Raw genomic sequence first — 20671 nt, forward strand, 5'->3', positions numbered from 1 at the left:
GAGCGTCCGTCGCGAGGCTCAAGACGGTTTGCGAGGATTCTGCCGTGATCTTGATGACATCCTGATGACGGGGCGGGGGCGGTTGAATGAATGTGTGGCTGTCACGACACTGTCATTATCCGGCGTCTATGCTGAGGCCAATACATCGCGTGTTCTTAAAGTTTTTGCTGCCATTCGTGGCAGCTTTTTTTTGCCTGCGATTTGGCTGTTGATCGTTCCCACGCTCCGTGTGGGAACGCAGCCCTTGACGCTCCGCGTCACTGGACGCAGAGCGTCCCTAGAGGCATTCCCACGCGGAGCGTGGGAACGATCAGCGCGGGGGGGGCGATCAATCAGCAGGACTGTGGGGTTTCGCCCCGGGCCAGACGCGCATTGATGTCGGCGATCACCTCAGGCAAATCGGCAATGGTATCGATCAGATAATGCGGGCGCGAGGGGGCGAACATCTTGCCGATCCGTGCCCGCTCTTCAGCCAGTCGATCCGACGGCAGCGCCTTGTATTGCTCGTAGGTCAGGCCCAGCGCGTTGCCGGAGCAGGTCAACGCCACCGTCCACATGCCGGCGGCGCGCCCTTCGAGAATCCCCGGCCAGGTGTCATCGACCTTGACGCATGCCGCCACGTCATTGATGCCGAGAGCAATCACGTTGGCCAAGGCCTGCGCCGGATAGGGCCGACCATTCGGCACTTCATCAGTGGCGACGACATGATCGGCGACGTAGCCATTTTCCCGCGCCAGTTCGACGACCTTGGCCATCACTACCGCCGGATAACCCGAGCAGGAGCCGATTTTCAGACCCTTGTCGCGCAACGCCGCAATCGCTTCGAGCGCACCCGGGATCAACGCCGAATGCAGGGCGATTTTCTCGATCTGCAGCGGCATGAAACGTTCGTAGATCGCCGTCACATCGTCATCGCTCGGCTCGCGGTCGAATGCTGCACGATAACGCTCGGCAATCTGCGGCAGGTTGCACAGGGTGCGGATGTGATCCCATTTGCCCATGCCCATCGGCCCGCGCGCTTCTTCCAGCGATACCGCGACGCCGAACTCGGCAAAGGCTTCGACGAAAATCTGCGTTGGCGCAAACGAGCCGAAATCGACAACGGTGCCGGCCCAGTCGAGGATCGCGGCTTGCAGGTGAGTCGGTTGTTGGTACTGCATGGTCAATCTCCGTTTTCGGGTAAGCGTGGGCCGTCCCTCGGCAATGAGGTAGGCGGTCAAGGGTCAATGCTGATCAGGTCAGCGGTGGATTCGAATCAAACAGTTCGGCAATCACTGGCCGGTTCCTGCGGATGCCGAGGCAGCACAGGTGGTATTCGATAAAGAACGGGTGGTCGACAAAGGTGATCGGCGTGGTACCCGGGGTCTCGGCATACTCGACGGCCGAGACGAAACCGATGCCGATGCCTTTGACGATGGCGTGCACGATGGCTTCGCGGCTGTTGAGTTGCATGACGCAATTGAGCTCGATATCGAGGCGCTTGCAGCTTTCTTCCACCAGTTGCCGGGTGCGCGCACTTTTCTCGCGCATTACCCATTTTTCGCCGCTGATCTCGCTGATGTGAACCTGCGCCTGACTGGCCCACGGATGGTCATCGCGGACCACGGCGATGATCGGATAGCGGTGATACAACCGCGTGTGGAAGCGTTCATCGAATTCCGACAAGGCCAGAATCGCCACATCGATATCGAAGTTGAACAACCGCGCCAGGGTGTCCTTTTCCGAAGAAAACGAAGTTTCCAGTTCGATATCCGGATGGCGCTGCATCAGCTCATAGGTCAGGTTCATGGCAATCGGCGGCGACACTGCACCGAGGCGCAACATGCCGGTTTTGCGTTGCTTGAAGCTCTGCAACAGCTGCACGGCTTCATCCTCCTGACCGAACAGGCCCTGAGTGATCGCGTAGAGCTTGTGCCCGGCGGCGCTCATTTCGATGTAGCGTCCACGGCGATGGAACAGCTCGACCGAGAAGGTGTTCTCCAGTGCGTTGACCTGTTCGCTGACGGTCGGCTGACCGACGCTCAGGTACTCCGCCGCAAGGGTAAAGCTGCCGGTCTTGGCCACCGCATGAAACGAACGCAACCACTTGTGATACTGGTACATGCAAGCCCCATCAGCGTCGAATGAACAATGCCACTGCCGCGCTGCACAGGCAGGCGCTGGTGACCACTATGAAGATGAGAGACGTGTTTGCCGTGGTGTCAAGCAAACGACCGATCATCGGCTCAGCCAACCCGGCGAACAGGTAGGACGAGAAGTTCATGATTCCGGTCGCCGTACCCGCGCGTTTGGCACCGACCAGGTCGGGACACAGCGCCCAGAAACTCGAGGCCGGGCCGTAGACGAAGAAGCCGCAAAGGAACAGGGCGACCAGACCGATCACGCTGTGTGGCGGCAGGCTCCACATCCACAAACTGGTCGCAGCACCCAGCACCATATAAAGCATGATTGCCAGATAACGTTTGGAGCCGAACAGCTTGTCCGACACCCAGCCGTTGCTCAACGCACCGACCGCCATGCCGACGGGGAGGGCGACGGTGATCCATTTCGGGTCGACCATGCTGTCGCCGCTTTTCCAGTTGGCGCCGAGAAAATGCACCGGCACCCAGACGATCAAGCCGTAGCGCGCCGCGTTCTGAAAGCCCAGTGACAGCGCGGCGATCAGCAGCCGGGGATTCCTCAGCACCGCTTTATAGCGTTGCGCCGAGGACTCGACTTCGCCATGGGCGGCTTCCTGATGTTTGTCGTCAGCGTTGGCCACACCGGTGTCGCCCACCGGTTCGAAGCCCAGATCCTGCGGGCGTTCGCGGGCTACCAGATAGAAAATGATCCCGCCGGCGAGCATCAACAGCACCGGCAAGCGGAAGATCCAGCGCCATTCCAGTTGCAGCACTTCGAGCACGACGATAGAGGTGACGTACGACAGAATCGACGCGCAACCGGCGGCGAAGGTGTAGAAGCCATAGACCTTGCCGCGCTCGCCGGCCGCCCACCAATTGGCAATCAGCCGCCCGCCCGGCGCCCAGCCCAAGGCCTGAAAGTAACCGTTGACGCCCCACGGCAGAATCAGGCTGGTGAACCCACCGGCAAAACTGGTCACCCAGTTGGCACCGCAGGACAACACCGCACCGAGGGTCATGATGCGCCGGCCACCGAATTTATCGGCGAGGTTGCCGTTGATCGCCTGACCAATCGCGTAGGCCCAGAGCATCGCCGCGGAGGCCCAACCGAGGGTTTCCTTGCTCAGGCCGAACTCGGCCTGAATCCCCGGAATGGCAAAACCGAAGGTCTGCCGACCGGTGTAGAAAAACAGGTAACAGAACATCGCTGCCAGCAGCATGCGCCACTGCGCGACCCGGAACGAGGCAGAACGTACGGCGAGACCAGGCATGGTTTGGGCACGATTCATGATCTTTTCCTTATTGTTGTGGAGTCCCGCCATTTGTCGTCGGCGGGTGCACTCTTTTTCGGTGCGACAGGAAATCACCGCAGCGTTGTACGCCGCCGGCTGTGCTTGGGTCGTTCAGTGTTCGGGCGACGTCAGGCGGCTTGTGATCCGATGAAGTTTTTGCCGCGCGCGCCCTGCATCGCGAGGTGGATGATGGCTTCGGCGTCCTTGGCCGAGACGCCGTAATCGGCAAACTCGGTCTTCACCCCGAGGCTGTGGAGGAACTCGCGCAACTGCTGTTGGGCTTTGCCCAGGTCCGCGCCGAATACCCGTTGCAAGGTACGGTCGCGCGTGGCGTCGTGACCCCAGGCCAAACCCAATACCAGCGGCAAGGTGAAGGAGCAGGCGATGCCGTGGGGCAAGCCGTGGCGCAAGGTCATCTCATAGGAAATCGAGTGCGCCAGCGCGGTTTTGGTGTTGGAGAACGCCAGCCCGGCCTTAAGCGCAGCCAGTGCCATGCGGCTGCGCAATTCGTGACTGGAGAGGTCTTTGTGCAGGCGCGGCAGGCATTCGAGAATGTCCTCGATCGCGGAGATCGCGAAGGTGTCCGAGACCGGGTTGGCGTTGACATTCCAGATCGCTTCCAGCGCGTGGGACAGCGCATCGAGCCCGGTGGACACGGTGACGCTGGCCGGCACGGTGAGCATCAGTTGTGGGTCGATGATCGCCACCCGTGGCCAGGTGCAGTCCAGGTGCAGCGAGTATTTCTTCTGGCGGGCGCTGTCCCAGATTGTCGCCCACGGCGTGACTTCGCTGCCGGTGCCGGCGGTGGTCGGCGCGGCGATCAGTTGTTTGCAACGGGCCGGGGTGAAGGGTTTGCCCGTGGCCAACAACGCCAACAGTTCATCGAAATGCCCGGACTCAGTGCCGACGATCAACGCCTTGGCGGTATCGATGGCGCTGCCGCCACCCACGGCGAGGACCACGTCACAGTCGACGGCGTGCTGCCAGAAATGCTCGTAAGTGCTGCGCAGGTGGGCGACGTCAGGATTGGGCTGAACGTCTTCAAACACGTAGACCAGACGCTCGCCGAGCAACGCTTGCAGGCGATCGACCAGCCCCAGCCCACGGGCCTCAGGGAAGGTGACCAGGGCCACGGTTTGCTGTTCGGTGATGGCAGCGAGGTCTTGCAGGCTGCCCCAGCCGAAACGGGTATCAACTGGGTTCTGGAAGCGGGCAGTCATGGTGGATCCTTCTTGTTGTTGTCGTGTGGCGCCATACTCAGCGCCCGTCGACAACGGCTCAAATCGATAATTCGCAGGTTTGAATCGGCTCAGCCGATAGCTGCTCGGCGTCAGTGCGCCGAACCGCTCTGGATCGCCGCGCGCAGGCGACTGGAGATGGCGTCGGCGACAATCACCATGAACGTAATGACGATGATGCAGGTCGCGGTTTCCGGGTATTTGAACAGTTTGAGGCTGCTCACCAGTTCGAAACCCAGGCCGCCGGCGCCGACCATGCCGAGCACCGTGGCCGAGCGCAGATTGACTTCGAAGCGGTACAGAATCACCGCAATCCACGCGGTGATGACCTGCGGCAAAACACCAAACACAATCACTTGCAACGGCCGCGCACCGGTCGCTTGCAGCGCTTCAATCGGGCCCTGATCGATCTCTTCAATGCTCTCGGCGAAGAACTTGCCGAGCATGCCCAGCCCATGCAGCGCCAGCGCCAATACGCCGGGGAACGGCCCGAGGCCGACCGCCGAGACGAAGATCAGCGCGAGGATCAGTTCGTTGATGCTGCGGGTGAAGTTAAGTGCCTGACGGGTGGCGTGAAACACCCAGCGGTTGCGGCTCAGATTGCGTGCCGCGAGAAACGACAGCGGAATCGCCAGCAACACGCCGAGCAGGGTGCCCCAGATGGCGATCTGCAAAGTCTCCACCGCTGGCGCGACCAGACGCGGCAGGATGCTCAGATCCGGCGGAAAGGTGCGTGAGAGAAAATCACCGATCTGCGGCAATCCCGCCGCCAGTTCACCGAGGCTAAGTTGCGCACCTTGCGCGCTCCAGTTCAGCGTCCACAGCACGATCAGGACGATGCCGGCGGTGGTCAGCCAACTGCGCGGGCCCCGCGGACGATCGCCGACCCACTGATAGTTTTGCGATTGCATGTTCAAGCCCTCGAAGCCATGCGGTAGGAGAGGGCAGGCGTCGGCGTATCTGCTGACGGCTCGGCGGATTGCCCGGGATAGATTCGCGCCAGATCGGCGTCGGTCATGCTCGCAGCGTTGCCGTCGTACACCAGATTGCCGTGCGCGAGGCCGACCACGCGGTCGCCGAATTCGCGGGCGTATTCGACCTGATGCAGGTTGCACAGCACGGTGATGCCCAGTTCGCGGGTGGCATCGCGCAGGTACTGCAACACCAGTCGCGCGGTTTTCGGATCGAGGCTGGCGATCGGTTCATCGGCCAGAATTACCTGCGGTCGTTGCGCCAACGCGCGGGCAATGCCGACACGCTGCTTCTGCCCTCCGGACAGTGAATCGGTGCGCTCGCCGGCCTTGTGCGCCAGTTCGACGCGCTCCAGGCATTGCATCGCCAGCGCCACATCGTCGCGGCGGAACAGCTGCAGAATCGAGGCGAGGGTGCCGACGGAACCGAGGCGGCCGGTCAGTACATTCTTCAACACGCTCAAGCGCGGCACGACGTTGTGGTGCTGAAAAATCATCGCCACTTCACGGCGCAAAACGCTGGTGTCGGGGCAGGCGAGGGCGTCGATGCCGGCCACGCTCAGCGTGCCGCTGTCGGCCTGCGCCAAACGATTGATGCAACGCAGCAAGGTCGATTTGCCAGCGCCGGACTGACCGAGCACCACGACGAATTCGCCCGCAGCGACTTCAAGGTCGATGCCGCGCAACACCGGGTTGCTACCGTAGTGTTTGGTCAGTTGGCGGATGCTGATCATTTCATGCTCCGCAAATCGAGATCGAGCACCTTGGCGGTTTCGCGCACCACGTCATACGACGCGTCGGTGGTGGGCTGGAAGCCATTGAGCACGCCCTGATCACCCCACGGTACGTCCTTGATCGAGGCCAGTGCGTCGGCGACTTTCTTCTTCAGTTCCGGATCGAGTGCCTTGCGCCAGACCATTGGCGACTCGGGGATCGGTTTGGAACTCCAGACGATTTCGAAGTCATCCTGCTTGACGACACCTTTGGCCACGGCGCTGGCGAAGATGCGGTCGGCGACAGCGGCGGCATCGACTTTCTTGTTCTCGACCGCGAGGATGCTGGCGTCGTGGGAGCCGGAGAAAATCACCCGTTTGAACAGGCTGTCCGGGGCAAAACCGGCCTGCTCAAGGCCAGCCTTGGGAAACAGATGCCCGGACGCTGAACTCGGGTCGACGAATGCAAACGTATGGCCCTTGAGGTCGGCCAGCGAATGAATGCCGCTGTCCTTGCGCGCCAGAATCACGCTTTTGTACGCGCTTTGGCCGGTCTTCTTGGTCACCGCCACCGAGAACGCTTCGACGTCCGCCACCGAGGTTGCCAGCACGTAGGAAAACGGCCCGAGATAGGCGACGTCGAGTTTGCCCGAGCGCAGCGCTTCGATGATGCCGTTGTAGTCGGTGGCCACGAACGGCACCACCGGCATGCCGATTTTCGCTTGCAGATCGTCGAGGACTTGTTTGCTCGATTCGATCATCGCTTGGGAGTCTTCCGAAGGAATCAGGCCAATGGTCAGCTTGTCCTTGGCCCAGACCTGGCTGGCGCTTAAGGCGATCACGGTGAGGCTGGCGACACGCAGAAACTGTTTGATTGTTTTCATGGCATTCCACGGTGTGGTTGGGAGTTGCCACAGGCTAGGTCTGTCACGTGACAGTCATTCAATCAATTCAATATGCGAAACCGCAGCTAACTATTGATGGAGTCTATGGATGTCGAGCGCCAAATTGCGGGCCTTTCTCGCCGTCGCCCGCCACGGCAGTTTCAGTGCCGGGGCGCGGGCGTCGGGGCTCAGTCAACCGACACTGACCACGCAGGTGCAAAGTCTGGAGCGACAGCACAACGTCGAACTGTTTCATCGGCGTGGGCGGCGGATTGAATTGTCGGATGTCGGGCGGCAATTGCTGCCCATCGCGCAACGGCTGGCCTTGCTGGAACTGGAAGCGCACAACCTGCTGCGCGACTCCGGGCGGCTCGACAGCGGCCAGCTCAAGGTCGGTGCGGTGGGGCCGTTTCATGTGATCGAGATGGTCGACAGTTACCTGCAACAGCATCCGAATATCGACGTGTCGATCCGCGTCGGTAACTCGGCGCAAGTGTTGTCGGATCTGGAAAATTACGTCACCGACATCGCTGTGCTGGCCGGGCGTCAGGATGATCCGGCGTTGTGTTCGGTGCGTTATGCGCGGCACGCGATCATCTTGTTCGCGCACCATGAGCATCTGCTGGCCAATCGCGGCAGCGTGCGTCTGGAGGAATTGGAAGGGCAACGGCTGCTGCAACGTGAGCCCGGTTCGACCACGCGGCTGGTGCTGGAGCAGGCGCTGAATGCGGCGCAAGTGAAACCGAGGATCGCCATGGAAATTGGCAGTCGTGAGGCGTTGCGTGAAGCGGTGGTGCGCGGGCTGGGATTGGGTGTGGTGTCGGAAGCGGAATTTATTGCCGACCCGAAAATCCGCACGATCAGAATCGAGGGCGAAGAGCTGTTCACCGAGACGTATCTTTATTGCTTGGCCGAACGGCGTTCCAGTCGGCTTATCTCATCGTTTTTCGATGCGGCGCTGAGCTGATTTGCAATTTCGCTTAAGGCTTGGCTAATATACGTTCCATATACACATCGTATAGGATTCATATATGGGCATCGTAAAGATTTCAGAGGACATGCACGAGAACCTGCGGATCTCCAGCAACGCCCTCAGCCGCTCGATCAACGCGCAAGCCGAGCACTGGATGCGCATCGGCATGCTCGCCGAACTGCACCCCAACCTCGACCACAGCGCCATTTGCCGCTTGCTGATCCGCGCCGAACAGAACGGCGGGCTGGATCTGCAACAACTGACTCAGGAAGCCGTCAGCGCATGAGAAACCAGATCAAGATCAACACCCCGGCCGACATCGCTCAATCCCGCGCCGCCGGTAAACTCGCCGCTGAAGTGCTGGCAATGCTGGTGCCGCACGTCAAGGCTGGCGTCACCACGGATCAGCTCGATCAACTGTGCAACGACTACATCGTCAACGTGCAGAAAGCGGTGCCGGCCAACGTCGGTTATCACGGCTTTCCGAAAACCGTCTGCGCCTCGGTTAATGACGTGGTCTGCCACGGGATTCCGTCGGGCACGCCGTTGAAGGATGGCGACATCGTCAACCTAGATATCGCGGTGATCAAGGACGGCTGGTTCGGCGACACCAGCCGCATGTACGTGGTCGGCGAGGCGACACCTCAGGCGCAGCACCTGATCAAGACCACTTACGAAGCGATGTGCGCGGGTATTCGCGTGGTGAAACCGGGTGCCACCTTGGGCGACATCGGCCACGCGATTCAGAGCCTGGCGGAGAAGGAAGGCTTCAGCGTCGTGCGCGAGTATTGCGGGCACGGGATTGGCAAGGTCTATCACGACGAGCCGCAGATTCTGCATTACGGCTTTCCCAATCAGGGGATGAAGCTTAAGGCCGGGATGATTTTTACCGTGGAGCCGATGCTCAATGCCGGCAAGCGTCATGTGAAAAACATGCCCGATGGCTGGACGGTGCTGACCAAGGATGGCTCGTTGTCGGCGCAGTGGGAGCATATGGTCGCGGTGACCGAAACCGGCTTCGAAATCCTCACCGCCTGGCCGGACGAAATCGAAGGCTATTCCCCAATCACCTAAACACCACAAAACCCCTGTAGGAGCTGTCGAGTGAAACGAGGCTGCGATCTGTTGATCTTGTTTTTAACAGCAAGATCAACAGATCGCAGCCTGCGGCAGCTCAGGTTATGTGGTGTGTGCAGGGGCGCTTTGCAGCCAATCAAGCACCTCATCCCACAACGGCTGTGCGCTTTCGCGGAAGTAACCCATGTGCCCGTACGGTTTGCTGCCCAGTGGCGGCTGCAGATCCAGCAATGTCAGCGGTGCATTCACCATGGCTTTGACAAACGCATCGCGCGAACGCGGCGGCGCCCACGGATCATCGACCGACGTGGCGAAAACGCATGGCGTTGTGACCTCGGCGTAGAGCGCATGCAGATGGCTCATCTCGGGGTCGTCGAAGTAGTAGTGGGGGAATTTGCACCAGCGTTTCCAGTCGTTGTAAACGCCCAGCGGCAAATCATCGCCCATGCCCAGCATGCTCCAGGCCATGTAGCCTTTGCGGGCGACAATCACCGGCAGCACAAACGTCCACATCAGACGGATTTTCCAGGCCTCGGCTCTGGACATCCAGCCGCTCCATCCCGCACCACTGCCCAAGGTGTAGCAAGCCGTCAGGGCGGGGTGATTGGGCAACAGACCAATCGCGTGACCACCAAACGAATGGCCGACCCAATACAACGGCAAAGCTTCCTGGCTTAGCAGATCCACTGCCGCCGCCAGATCCTGATAAGCCCAATCCAGATAAGACATCTCAAAGCCTTTGAGGGAAGCCGGCTTCGATTCACCGATGCCCCGGTAATCGAGGGTCAGGACATTGAAGCCCTGACGCGCTGCATGCTCGGCAAAGCGCCGATAAAAACGCTGTTGCACCCCGGTGGCGCCGGCCATGATCAGGTTGCCTTTGACCGCGCCCGGTGCGCTGTAGCGCTTGGCTGACAACGGATAACCATCGCGGGCAATGAGGGCGATGTCCTGTCTCTGGATCGATTCGGTGAAGGCTGCGGCCATGGTGTTCATGAAATTGTTCCGAGTGAGTTGAGCAAAGCCTTCAGCGACCTTTGAACTGCGGTTCGCGCTTTTGCATCATCGCCATGACGCCTTCGCGGACATCCTCGGTTTTGATCAGGGCCAGCAGTTGTTCATCAAGCTTCGACAGTGCCACATCGTCTCCCTGATCCTGCGCCAGAAACGCCGATTGCAGCGTCGCCTGAATCGCCAGAGGCGCAGCCTTGGCAATGCATTCGGCGTATTCGATGGCGCGTGCCAGAGTCTGGCCGGGTGCGACCACTTCGGTCAGCAGGCGCATGTGCAGGGCGGCAGTGGCATCGAACTCTTCCCCCGTGAGCATGTAGCGCATGGCGGCGGTCCAGCCCGCTGCGCGGGTGAAGCGCACGGTGGAACCGCCGGCGGGTGAGATCCCGCGCAACACTTCCAGATGAGCGAAACGGGCATTGGTGGCGGCAATGCTGATGTCGGCGTTGAGCATCAATTCGATGCCCGCCGTCCAGCAAATGCCTTCAATGGCAACCACCACCGGTTTACGCCTGCGCGGTTTGGAAACGCCCCATGGGTCGATGCCTTCTTCAGGATACTTGAAGGCGCCTGACACCAGTTTTGGCGTCAGTTCCATCAAGTCCAGACCCGCAGTGAAGTGCTCGCCATGGGCGAACAGCACGGCGCAGCGCAGTTCGTCATTGCGCTCATACTCGCCGATGGCCAATGCCAGGTCCGTCAGCATTGCACTGTCGAATGCGTTGCGTTTGCCGGCGCGATCCAGACCGATCAAAAACAACTGACCGCGTTGTTCGCGGGTGACTCGGCCGGGGCCACTGTTGGCTTCGTTCATCTCTGCTCTCCCTGATTTTTTGTCGGCGGCCAGTTACTGACCATCCGTTCGGTAAATAGAAACTAAACGAACAGTTGGTAACCGTCAAATTGAGAAGGGCAGGCTTATGTCATAGAATCACCGCCAGTTATCCGGATCAGGAAATACTCGTGCGACCGTTGAAAATCCCCCGTGAAGAGCTGCTTCTGCGGTGCGCCAATACCTTCAAGCGCCTTGGCTATCATGGCACCACCATGGACGTGCTTGCGTCCGCTTGCGGCTTTACCAAGGCTTCGTTCTATCACCACTATCCGAACAAGGAGGCCTTGCTGCGTGACGTGCTCGACTGGACGCATCAGGTCATCAACCAGACCTTGTTTGCCGTGGCCTTCGACGAAAAACTCACGCCACAAGAACGCCTGAGCAAAATGGGCCGCAAGGCTGCGCGGCTGTTTCAGGATGACTCGATTGGTTGCCTGATGGGCGTGGTGGCGGTCGATGCGGCGTACGGTAAAAGTGAATTGCTGGAGCCGATTCGCGGTTTTTTCGATGCATGGGCCAAGGCGTTTGCGCATTTGCTGGAAGGCGAGGTCGATGAGGGACAAGCCTTGCTGACCGCTCGACAATGGGTGGCGGATTACGAGGGGGCGATTCTGCTGGCGCGGGTCTATGGTGACGCGGCTTACATTGATGCGGTGACGCGTCGGGCGCTGGAACATTTGAGTGCCTGTCAGGCACCGACATAAGGCTTACCCGCTGGGTGTTGTGTCCTCGACAGTTGTCAGTCACGACACACACTGATTTCTTATCCAATCAGGGAGCAACACGATGAGTGTAATCACCCCGGCCGTGATGGCCGATCTCGCGCCCGACGGCGTGCTGCATGCCGCCATCAACTTCGGTAACCCGGTGCTGGCGCAGCGCAGAGCAGATGGTGCGCCGCAAGGTGTTTCGGTGGCTTTGGCGATCGCGCTGGCTGCCGAGCTGGGTGTCGAACTGGAGATGCGCACCTTTGATGCGGCGGGCAAGGTCTTCGCGGCGTTGGAAGAGGGCGTATGGAATCTGGCATTCCTCGCCATCGAGCCGGTGCGTGAGGCGCAGATTGCGTTCAGCGCGCCTTACGTGATCATTGAAGGGACTTATCTGGTCGAGGCGCAGGCCTCGTATCGCAACGTCGAGGATCTCGATCAGCCAGGATTGCGACTGGCCGTTGGCAAAGGCGCAGCCTACGACCTGTTCCTCAGTCGCACGCTGCAGCACGCACAATTGGAGCGTGCCGAAACCTCGGCGGGTGCCGTTGACCTGTTTATCGAGCAACACCTGGATGCCGCCGCCGGTGTCCGTCAGCCATTGCAGAAAGTCGCGGATGCCGACGCGCGTTACCGCGTGCTGGACGGCGCGTTCACGGCGATTCGCCAGGCCATGGCGGTGCCCCGTGGGCGGGAGGCAGGCGCAGCGTATGTGCGGGCGTTCGTCGAGCGCAAGAAGGCTGAAGGGTTTGTCGCTGCAGCGCTGGCCGAGAGTGGGCAGGGCGATGTGACGGTCGCGCCTTGAGAGCAAAAAAAAGAGCCACCGCAGCCCTGAGGGGCAAACACGGTTCAATTGTAGGAGTGAGCCTGCTCGCGATAGCCTCTATGCGAGCAAGCCCGCTCCCACATTTGCAATGCATTCCTGTAGGAGCTGTCGAGTGAAACGAGGCTGCGATCTGTTGATCTTGTTTTTAACGGCAAGATCAAAAGATCGCAGCCTGCGGCAGCTCCTACAGGGGGTTTCAGTGGGAGCCGGCGGCTTTGTTGAGGTCGCTTTCGGTCCATTCGGTGTAGACGCAAGCATCAGCGGTGGCCCAGCGCACTTGCACCGGATCGCCAGCCTTGAGCGGCATGCCGGCGGCTGACAGTGCTTTAACCGTCATTGAGGTGCCGCCCGAGGTGACTACGCTGCAGGTCTGGCTCTCACCCAGAAACAACACTTCTACAACCTTCGCTGATACCTCATTCCAGCCCGACGGCAGCGGTTCGCTGATTGCTTGCGCCACGCTCAACGCCAGTGCCTTTTCCGGCCGCACCATCAGCAAAACATCCTGATCGGTGTGCAACCCAGCGGTCAGGCGAATCGACAACGACTGCCCCTCAAAACTCGCCGCCGCATTGCCCTGCGCCTTGAGCTTGAGGAAGTTCGAGTTGCCTAGGAACGACGCCACAAACGCATTCGGCGGATTCTGATAAAGGTCATAACCGCTGCCCAAACCAACAATCTTGCCGTGACTGAAAATCGCGATGCGTTGCGACAAACGCATGGCTTCTTCCTGGTCGTGGGTCACGTAAACGATGGTGATGCCCAGACGGCGATGCAGTTGGCGCAATTCATCCTGCAAATCCTCGCGCAGCTTTTTATCCAGTGCACCGAGGGGTTCATCCATCAGCAAAATGCGTGGTTCATAGACCAAGGCGCGGGCGATGGCGACTCGTTGCTGCTGGCCGCCAGACAGTTGCGAAGGGCGGCGATGGGCGAACTGCTCAAGCTGCACCAGTTTCAACATTGCATCGACGCGCTTGTCACGCTCAGCCGCCGCCAGTTTGCGAATCGCCAAAGGAAAGGCAATGTTGTCGCGCACCGACAGATGCGGGAACAGCGAGTAGCGCTGGAACACCATGCCGATGTCACGCTTGTGCGGCGGCACATTCACCAGCGACTGGCCGTTGACGAGGATCTCGCCACTGCTCGGCGTTTCAAACCCGGCGAGCATCGACAGCGTGGTGCTTTTGCCCGAGCCGCTGGAGCCGAGGAAGGTCAGGAACTCGCCGTCCTTGATGTCCAGCGAGATGTTGTCGACGGCGGCAAAGTCACCGTAGTGCTTGTTCAGATTGCGCAGGCTGACCAGGGGTTTGTCATTCTGCTGGGAAGCGTCTTTGATCACGGCACTCATGTCGTACTCCTGGGCGCTCAGGCGCTGATTTCGTTGCGCCGGCGCAATGCGGCGGCGATGACCATGACCAAAACCGACAAGCCGATCAGCAGCGTCGAAGCGACGGCGATCACTGGCGTCAGGTCCTGGCGCAGGGTGGTCCACATTTTCACGGGAAGGGTTTGCAGGGTGGGACTTGCCATCATCACGCTGAGCACCACTTCGTCCCACGAAACGAGAAAGGCGAAGAGGGCGCCGGCAACCATGCCCGGGCGGATCGCCGGGAAGGTCACCTTGAACACCGCTTGCAGGCGTGAAGCACCGCAGATCACCGCCGCGTCTTCAATCGACTGATCGAACAGCTTCAGCGAGTTGATGATCGAGATGATGGTGAACGGCAGCGCGACGATCACATGGCTGACGACAAACGCGAACATGGTCCCGGTGTAACCGAGCTTGAGGAACAGCGCGTACACCGCCACGGCGATGATCACCAGCGGCACGATCATCGGCAGGGTGAACAGACCGTAGAGCATTTCCCGACCTGGGAAACGCCCGCGCACCAGCGCAAATGCAGTCGGCAGACCGAGGGCCACCGCAAAGATTGTCGTCAGCACAGCAACCTTGAGGCTGGCCGCGGCGGCGTTCATCCAGTCAGGGTTGGAGAAGAACTGGCCGTACCATTTCAGCGTCCAGCCCGGTGGTGGAAACACCAGCCACTGCGAGGAACCGAACGACAGCAGCACGATAAACACGATCGGCAACAGCAGGAACAGACCGATCAGCCCGGTGGTGGCGTAGAGGCCGAAGCGCATGCGCCGGCTCATCGCATTGGGGGTCAGGAGCATGTCGGCTTACCTCGCGTTACTGGCGCCAACCGGGGATTCCGGCTGAAGCTTCAGGTAGAAGTAGAACAGCACCAAAGTGATCGCGATCAGCAACGCGGCGCCGGCACTGGCCAGGCCCCAGTTGAGGAACGATTGCACCTGCTGAATGATGAACTCCGGCAGCATCATGTTCTGCGCCCCGCCGAGCAGCGCCGGGGTCACGTAGTAACCGAGCGACATGACGAACACCATCAAGCCACCGGAGGCCAGACCCGGCCGGCACAGCGGCAGGAACACCCGGAAGAAGTTGGTCCACGGACTGGCGCCGCAAATCGAGCCGGCCTGCAGAATCATCGGGTCGATGGCCTGCATGGTTGCCTGCAACGGCAGGACGATGAAGGGGATCATGATGTAGCTCATGCCGATCACCACGCCGGTGAGGTTGTGCACCATCTCCAGCGGTTGATCGATGATGCCCATCGCCATCAGCGCCTTGTTGATCACGCCCGAAGCTTGCAACAGCACCAGCCACGAATAGGTGCGGGCGAGCAGGCTGGTCCACATCGACAGCAATACGATGTTGAGAATCCAGCGCCCCCAGCCACGCGGCACCAGAGTGATCGCCCAGGCCAAAGGAAAGCCCAGCAGCAGGCTGAACAGCGTCACCAGCCCGGCCACCGAAAAGGTGTTGAGCAGCACCCGGGCATACGCCGAGTTGGCGAACAGTTGTTCATAGTTACCGAGGCCAGGCGTCGGTTCGAGCACGCCGCGCAACAGCAGGCCAATCAACGGCGCGAGAAAGAACAGGCCGATGAACAGCAGCGCTGGCGCGAGGTTGCCGGCGCCGCGCCAGCGTTGTCTGAGGGACGGGGCTTGCTGCATCGCAACCGCCTGTGTTCCGTGGGCCGAACCGGCAGCGCTGGTCGCGCTCCCGGTGGCAGTGGAGGGACGGGCCGCGGTGGCCGCCATTTTCATTTGACCAACCATTCGTTCCACCGTGTCGCGATGGCCTGGCCGTTTTTGGCCCAGTACGCGAAATCAAGAGTGATCTGATCCTTAGCGTAGGCAGTCGGCAGGTTCGGGGCCAGCGTCGAATCCAGACGCTCCACACTGTCGAGGTTGACCGGGGCGTAGGCGGTCAGGTTGGAGAAGTCGGCCTGGCCTTTGGCGCTGCTGGCGCTGGCCAGAAACTTCATCGCGGCGTCCTTGTTTTTCGAGCCCTTTGGGATGACCAGAATGTCGGCCATGACCAGGTTCTGTTTCCAGCTCACGCCAACCGGTGCGCCATCTTCTTGCAGGGCGTGGATACGGCCGTTCCAGAACTGGCCCATGCTCGCTTCACCGGACGCCAGCAGTTGCTGCGACTGCGCGCCGCCGCCCCACCAGACGATGTCTTTCTTGATGGTGTCGAGTTTCTTGAAGGCGCGATCGAGGTCGAGCGGGTAGAGCTTGTCAGCCGCTACGCCGTCAGCCAGCAGTGCCAGTTCGAGCACGCCGGGGCTTGGCCATTTATAGAGGGCGCGTTTGCCGGGGTAAGTTTTGGTGTCGAACAGGGCGCTCCAGTCCTGCGGCTTGTTGGCGCCGAGTTTGCCCTCGTTGTAGCCGAGGACGAAGGAGAAGAAGAATGAGCCGACGCCGTAATCGCTGACGAAACGCGGGTCGATCTTGTCGCGCTGGATGACTTTGAAGTCGAGGGGTTCGAGCAGGCCTTCAGCGGCGGCACGCAGGGCGAAATCGGCTTCGACATCGACCACGTCCCACTGCACGTTGCCGCTCTCGACCATGGCTTTGAGTTTGCCGTAGTCGGTCGGCCCGTCCTGCACGACGGTGATGCCGCTGGCCTTGCTGAACGGATCAGCCCAGGCCTGTTTCTGCGCGTCCTGGGTGCTTCCGCCCCAGCTGACGAAGTTTACGCTTTCGGCCGCCATTGCAGCCTGGCCGGTGACGCTGAGCAGTCCCGCAAAAAAGATCGCGGTTGCAGCTTTGTTCAACACCATGTTCACGCCCTCATTGTTGTGTTTTTGAGCGGGCTTGCGTTGTTGCCCGCCTGTCGGGAGCAGTAGATGGACGTTCGTTGGAGTGTCCGGTCTATGGAATATCATATTATGGTATTCCAAACTTTGTGCAAGCACTTTGCCTTACCGGTTATCTGGCCGGGCGGTTATTTGATGCGTTCGGCTTGGATGTTTTTTGTGAATGTTAGATCCAGCCCCTCACCCCAGCCCTCTCCCTTCGGGAGAGGGGGCCGATCGGAGGCTGTTCAAAACCTGAGTTCGACTCGGTATCTCAGCTCGGTGTATAGCGACTAAACAACTCGGTAGGCTCCCTCTCCCTCCGGGAGAGGGCTGGGGTGAGGGCAGCTTTATTCAGTGAACGGAATACTCTCGACCACCTCCAGGTCATACCCGGTCAGGCCAGCGTATTTCAGAGGAGGGCCCAGGTGACGCAGCTTGCCAACCCCCAGATTCTGCAGAATCTGCGCCCCAGTCCCGACCTCCGAATAAATCCGCGATTGCGAACGGCTGAACTGCCGCGGCGGCTGGGTCAACTGCGGCACCCGCTCCAGCAACGCCTGCGAAGATTCATGATTGGCCAGCACCACAACCACCCCATGACCTTCCTCCGCCACCCGTTGCAACGCTGCCCATAGCGTCCAATTGGTCGGCCCGCTGTACTCGGCGCCGACCAGATCCCGCAGCGGATCAATCACATGCACACGCACCAGCGTCGGTTCTTCACGGCGCAACTCGCCCATGACCATCGCCATGTGCACGCCGCCTTCGATGCGATCCTCAAACGTGATCAAACGGAAGGTGCCATGCACCGTCGGCAATTCACGTTCGCCAATCCGTTCGATGGTGTGTTCGGTGCTCAGGCGGTAGTGGATCAGATCGGCGATGGTGCCGATCTTGATCCCGTGCTTGCGCGCAAACACCTCCAGATCCGGCCGACGGGCCATGGTGCCGTCGTCGTTCATCACCTCGACGATCACCGAGGCCGGAGTGAAACCGGCGAGACGAGCCAGATCGCAACCCGCTTCTGTGTGACCCGCGCGAGTCAGCACCCCACCTTCCTTGGCGCGCAACGGGAAGATATGGCCGGGCTGCACCAGATCTTCAGCGCGAGCATTCGGCGCGACGGCGGCGGCAACGGTGCAGGCGCGATCCGCCGCCGAGATGCCGGTGGTCACGCCAACCGCCGCTTCGATCGACACGGTAAACGCGGTGCTGAACACGCTGCCATTGGCCGGGACCATTTGCTCCAAACCCAAACGCTGGCAATGTTCGTCGGTCAGGGTCAGGCAGATCAGCCCGCGCGCTTCACGGGCCATGAAGCTGATGGCCTCGGGCGTGCAGCGGTCGGCGGCCAGCAACAGGTCGCCTTCGTTTTCGCGGTCTTCGTCATCGACCAGCAAGACCATTTTGCCGAGACGATAATCTTCGATGATTTCTTCGATGCTGTTGAAGGCCATGCTGGACTCTCAGGGTTCGTTGGAAATATATTGGTATACCATAATACAAAATCAACAAAGAGGTTACTATGAAGGCGTACTGGATTGCTCATGTGGATATAGCCGATGCCGATCACTACAGCCAATACACCCAGCGCGCGCCGGCAGCCTTCGCCGCGTACGGCGCGAAGTTTCTGGCCAGAGGCGGGCGCAGCGAGGCGATGGAAGGGCGCGAGACGCCGCAGCGCAGCGTGGTGATCGAATTCGAAAGCTATGAGAAGGCCGTGGCGTGCTACCACTCGGCGGCGTACCAGGAAGCGAAGAGTTATCGCGAAGAATGGGCGAGGGCGGAGATCATCATCGTTGAAGGCATCGTCCCACTCTGAAACCTACGGTATTGATCGTTCCCACGCTCCGCGTGGGAATGCCTCTTCGGACGCTCCGCGTTCGGCTTTGAAAGGGACGCGGAGCGTCCCGGGCTGCATTCCCACGCGGAGCGTGGGAACGATCAGATGGGGCACCGGCAAGGGGGGATGAGATCAACGGATAAAGTGGATCTTGCCGCTGTCGTCATTGCCCATGTAAATCCCATACACCCCAGCCTGGCGCTCTTCGATATAGCGTTCGAGAATCTGCCGGATTGCCGGGTAATAGATCTGTTCCCACGGGATGTCTTCCGGGGCGAAGAATTTGTAATCGAGGGTTTCCGGGCCGTACTGACCGGTAATCTCCAGCGCGATCGCGCGGAAGATGATGTACACCTCGCTGATCTTCGGCACGCTGAAAATCGAATACGGCGAGACGATTTCCGCGCGCACGCCGCTTTCTTCCCAGACTTCGCGGATCGCCGCTTGCTCGGTGGTCTCGCCGCTTTCCATGAAGCCGGCCGGCAGCGTCCAGGTGCCCGGGCGCGGTGGGATCGCCCGTTGGCACAGCAGGTATTTGCCATCCTGCTCGATGATGCAGCCGGCAATAATCTTCGGATTGATGTAATGGATGTAGCCGCAGCCACGACACATCAGGCGCTCGTGCGTATCGCCCGCCGGTATCTGCTGACCGAGGTCAGGGCCACCGCATTTCGGGCAATAGCTCGGGCTGAACATATCAGTGACCTATACGGGGTTCTTTCAGCGCGATCGGCAGGGTCATGGCCGGCGTGCCTTTAACGACAGAGCCGGTCTCTTCCTGCTTGCGCTTGAGATAGTCGAGCGCTACCGCAGCGGCAGCACGAACGTGATCCACACAGGCCTGATGCGCCACCAGCGGATCGCCGCTCTTGATCGCTTCGACCATTTTTTCCATTTCCTGATTACTCGCGCCGCGACGGTTTTCCTGCGACACCGAGGTCGCGCGCAAGTAGCTGATGCGCGCCTGCAACTGACGCAGCTGAGTCGCCGCGACATGGTTGCCCGAGCCTTCGAGCAGCACATCGTAGAAGCCCTGCACCGAGTCGATTACCTGCTGCAATTCGCCGTCCTTCAATGCCTTGCGGTTGTCGTCGAGAGCTTTTTCCAGGGCTTTGATGTCCTTGGCCTTGGCGCGCAGGGTGAACAGCTGCACGATCAAACCTTCGAGTACGCAACGCAGTTCGTAGATGTCGACGGCATCGGCGAGGGTGATGATGGCTACGCGCGGACCTTTGGCATCGGCGAACTCGACCAGGCCTTCGGATTCGAGGTGACGCAAGGCTTCACGCACCGACGTACGGCTTACACCGAGGCGATCGCACAGATCGCGCTCGACCAGACGATCACCGGGCATGAGCTGGAAATTCATGATCGCGCTTCGCAGTTTATCCAGCACGATTTCGCGCAGGGTAACGGGGTTGCGATTGACCTTGAAGCTGTCGTCGAGTGGCTGGCGTTTCATGGGGTCCGCTCTTTAAGTTGGCTGTCCATGCCAGACGGGCATCAAAACAGCCGAGGGGTTAACTGGAGGCCTCGGCGTCGGCTTCGGCGAAGGCTTCACGGGCCAGCCGGAAACTGTCCACGGCTGCCGGGACGCCGCAATAAATGCCGACCTGAAGCAGAATTTCGCGTATTTGCTCACGACTCAGGCCGTTACGCAAGGCGCCGCGCACATGCAGCTTGAGTTCGTGCGGGCGGTTGAGCGCCGAGATCATCGCCAGGTTGATCATGCTGCGCTCCTTGAGCGACAAACCTTCACGACCCCAGACATGGCCCCAGCAGTATTCGGTGACCATTTCCTGCAGCGGGCGGGTGAAGTCGTCGGCGTTGTCGATTGAACGCTGCACATAGGCTTCGCCCAAGACCTGGGTGCGGATCTTCAGGCCTTTTTCATACTTTTCGTTACTCATCATTCCTCCTGTGACCACAGATCCCTTGTAGGAGTGAGCCTGCTCGCGATAGCGGACTGACATTCAACATGGATGTCGACTGATCCACCGCTATCGCGA

The 20671-nt window shown here is 60.3% G+C and carries 23 protein-coding genes; 6 read left to right on the forward strand and 17 right to left on the reverse strand.

Annotation, left to right across the window (positions count from 1 at the left end; all coding sequences use genetic code 11):
* Positions 1-332: 332 nt before the first annotated feature.
* The 7 genes from phnX to phnD all read right to left on the reverse strand — a co-directional run bounded on the left by phnX (position 333) and on the right by phnD (position 7218).
* Positions 333-1160, reverse strand: a complete 828-nt coding sequence (phnX, locus tag ACWR1S_RS14420) for a phosphonoacetaldehyde hydrolase (protein WP_454563968.1) — start codon at positions 1158-1160, stop codon at positions 333-335.
* Between the two features lie 73 nt (positions 1161-1233).
* Positions 1234-2103, reverse strand: coding sequence for a LysR substrate-binding domain-containing protein (locus tag ACWR1S_RS14425; RefSeq protein ID WP_454563969.1), 870 nt, complete (start codon positions 2101-2103; stop codon positions 1234-1236).
* A gap of 10 nt (positions 2104-2113) precedes the next feature.
* Entirely contained in the window at positions 2114-3409 is a 1296-nt protein-coding gene (locus ACWR1S_RS14430) for an MFS transporter (protein ID WP_454563970.1), read from the reverse strand.
* A gap of 131 nt (positions 3410-3540) precedes the next feature.
* A complete protein-coding gene (gene psrA / locus ACWR1S_RS14435) occupies positions 3541-4632 on the reverse strand; it encodes an iron-containing alcohol dehydrogenase PsrA (protein WP_454563971.1) in 1092 nt (363 codons plus the stop codon).
* A gap of 110 nt (positions 4633-4742) precedes the next feature.
* Entirely contained in the window at positions 4743-5561 is an 819-nt protein-coding gene (phnE, locus tag ACWR1S_RS14440) for a phosphonate ABC transporter, permease protein PhnE (RefSeq protein WP_454563972.1), read from the reverse strand.
* 2 nt (positions 5562-5563) lie between these two features.
* Entirely contained in the window at positions 5564-6355 is a 792-nt protein-coding gene (gene phnC, locus ACWR1S_RS14445; protein WP_454563973.1) for a phosphonate ABC transporter ATP-binding protein, read from the reverse strand.
* Complete coding sequence (gene phnD / locus ACWR1S_RS14450) at positions 6352-7218, reverse strand: phosphonate ABC transporter substrate-binding protein (protein ID WP_454563974.1); 867 nt, start codon at positions 7216-7218, stop codon at positions 6352-6354. Before phnD ends, phnC begins: the two co-directional genes overlap by 4 nt.
* 109 nt (positions 7219-7327) lie before the next feature.
* On the opposite strand from phnD, the gene ACWR1S_RS14455 reads away from it, so the two are divergent.
* The 3 genes from ACWR1S_RS14455 (at position 7328) to map (ending at position 9265) form a co-directional block, all read left to right on the forward strand.
* The gene (locus ACWR1S_RS14455) at positions 7328-8185 is read left to right on the forward strand and encodes a LysR substrate-binding domain-containing protein (RefSeq protein WP_454563975.1); all 858 of its coding nucleotides are present in this window, start codon (positions 7328-7330) and stop codon (positions 8183-8185) included.
* A 64-nt stretch (positions 8186-8249) separates the two neighbouring features.
* The gene (locus tag ACWR1S_RS14460; RefSeq protein ID WP_007918027.1) at positions 8250-8477 is read left to right on the forward strand and encodes a ParD-like family protein; all 228 of its coding nucleotides are present in this window, start codon (positions 8250-8252) and stop codon (positions 8475-8477) included.
* Complete coding sequence (gene map / locus ACWR1S_RS14465; RefSeq protein ID WP_454563976.1) at positions 8474-9265, forward strand: type I methionyl aminopeptidase; 792 nt, start codon at positions 8474-8476, stop codon at positions 9263-9265. Before ACWR1S_RS14460 ends, map begins: the two co-directional genes overlap by 4 nt.
* Before the next feature lie 105 nt (positions 9266-9370).
* Here map and ACWR1S_RS14470 read toward each other — a convergent pair whose 3' ends face one another.
* Positions 9371-10264, reverse strand: a complete 894-nt coding sequence (locus ACWR1S_RS14470; RefSeq protein WP_454563977.1) for an alpha/beta hydrolase family protein — start codon at positions 10262-10264, stop codon at positions 9371-9373.
* A 31-nt stretch (positions 10265-10295) separates the two neighbouring features.
* Complete coding sequence (locus ACWR1S_RS14475; protein ID WP_064392982.1) at positions 10296-11093, reverse strand: crotonase/enoyl-CoA hydratase family protein; 798 nt, start codon at positions 11091-11093, stop codon at positions 10296-10298.
* Positions 11094-11242: 149 nt separating this feature from the next.
* Here ACWR1S_RS14475 and ACWR1S_RS14480 point away from each other — a divergent pair, with 149 nt between their 5' ends.
* Together ACWR1S_RS14480 and ACWR1S_RS14485 are read left to right on the forward strand one after the other, a co-directional pair.
* Positions 11243-11818 (forward strand): TetR/AcrR family transcriptional regulator, encoded by a 576-nt coding sequence (locus tag ACWR1S_RS14480; RefSeq protein ID WP_038368069.1) that lies wholly within the window; start codon positions 11243-11245, stop codon positions 11816-11818.
* 82 nt (positions 11819-11900) lie between these two features.
* On the forward strand, positions 11901-12626 hold the full coding sequence (locus tag ACWR1S_RS14485) for a transporter substrate-binding domain-containing protein (protein ID WP_454563978.1): 726 nt from the start codon (positions 11901-11903) through the stop codon (positions 12624-12626).
* A 217-nt stretch (positions 12627-12843) separates the two neighbouring features.
* Here the strand turns inward: ACWR1S_RS14485 and ACWR1S_RS14490 are convergent, their stop codons facing one another.
* The 5 genes from ACWR1S_RS14490 to ribBA form a co-directional block, all read right to left on the reverse strand.
* The gene (locus ACWR1S_RS14490; protein ID WP_134173701.1) at positions 12844-13998 is read right to left on the reverse strand and encodes an ABC transporter ATP-binding protein; all 1155 of its coding nucleotides are present in this window, start codon (positions 13996-13998) and stop codon (positions 12844-12846) included.
* Between the two features lie 17 nt (positions 13999-14015).
* A complete protein-coding gene (locus ACWR1S_RS14495) occupies positions 14016-14825 on the reverse strand; it encodes an ABC transporter permease (protein WP_122594265.1) in 810 nt (269 codons plus the stop codon).
* 6 nt (positions 14826-14831) lie between these two features.
* The gene (locus ACWR1S_RS14500; RefSeq protein ID WP_454563979.1) at positions 14832-15779 is read right to left on the reverse strand and encodes an ABC transporter permease; all 948 of its coding nucleotides are present in this window, start codon (positions 15777-15779) and stop codon (positions 14832-14834) included.
* Positions 15776-16801 carry an ABC transporter substrate-binding protein gene (locus ACWR1S_RS14505; RefSeq protein ID WP_397481783.1) on the reverse strand — a complete coding sequence of 342 codons (1026 nt, stop codon included), beginning with the start codon at positions 16799-16801 and terminating at the stop codon, positions 15776-15778. The genes ACWR1S_RS14500 and ACWR1S_RS14505 overlap by 4 nt, the downstream gene beginning before the upstream one ends.
* Positions 16802-17166: 365 nt before the next feature.
* The gene (ribBA, locus tag ACWR1S_RS14510) at positions 17167-18276 is read right to left on the reverse strand and encodes a bifunctional 3,4-dihydroxy-2-butanone-4-phosphate synthase/GTP cyclohydrolase II (RefSeq protein ID WP_454563980.1); all 1110 of its coding nucleotides are present in this window, start codon (positions 18274-18276) and stop codon (positions 17167-17169) included.
* 68 nt (positions 18277-18344) lie between these two features.
* Here ribBA and ACWR1S_RS14515 point away from each other — a divergent pair, with 68 nt between their 5' ends.
* Entirely contained in the window at positions 18345-18641 is a 297-nt protein-coding gene (locus tag ACWR1S_RS14515) for a DUF1330 domain-containing protein (RefSeq protein WP_454563981.1), read from the forward strand.
* A gap of 153 nt (positions 18642-18794) precedes the next feature.
* Here the strand turns inward: ACWR1S_RS14515 and ACWR1S_RS14520 are convergent, their stop codons facing one another.
* From ACWR1S_RS14520 to ACWR1S_RS14530, 3 genes are read right to left on the reverse strand one after another with little or no spacing between them, the layout of a single operon-like run.
* Positions 18795-19358 carry an NUDIX hydrolase gene (locus ACWR1S_RS14520; protein WP_201232809.1) on the reverse strand — a complete coding sequence of 188 codons (564 nt, stop codon included), beginning with the start codon at positions 19356-19358 and terminating at the stop codon, positions 18795-18797.
* A 1-nt stretch (position 19359) separates the two neighbouring features.
* Positions 19360-20124, reverse strand: coding sequence for a GntR family transcriptional regulator (locus ACWR1S_RS14525; protein WP_454563982.1), 765 nt, complete (start codon positions 20122-20124; stop codon positions 19360-19362).
* Positions 20125-20182: 58 nt separating this feature from the next.
* Positions 20183-20572, reverse strand: coding sequence for a carboxymuconolactone decarboxylase family protein (locus ACWR1S_RS14530; RefSeq protein WP_027613073.1), 390 nt, complete (start codon positions 20570-20572; stop codon positions 20183-20185).
* Between the last annotated feature and the right edge of the window lie 99 nt (positions 20573-20671).

It is taken from the genome of Pseudomonas sp. AIG (genome assembly GCF_977020205.1).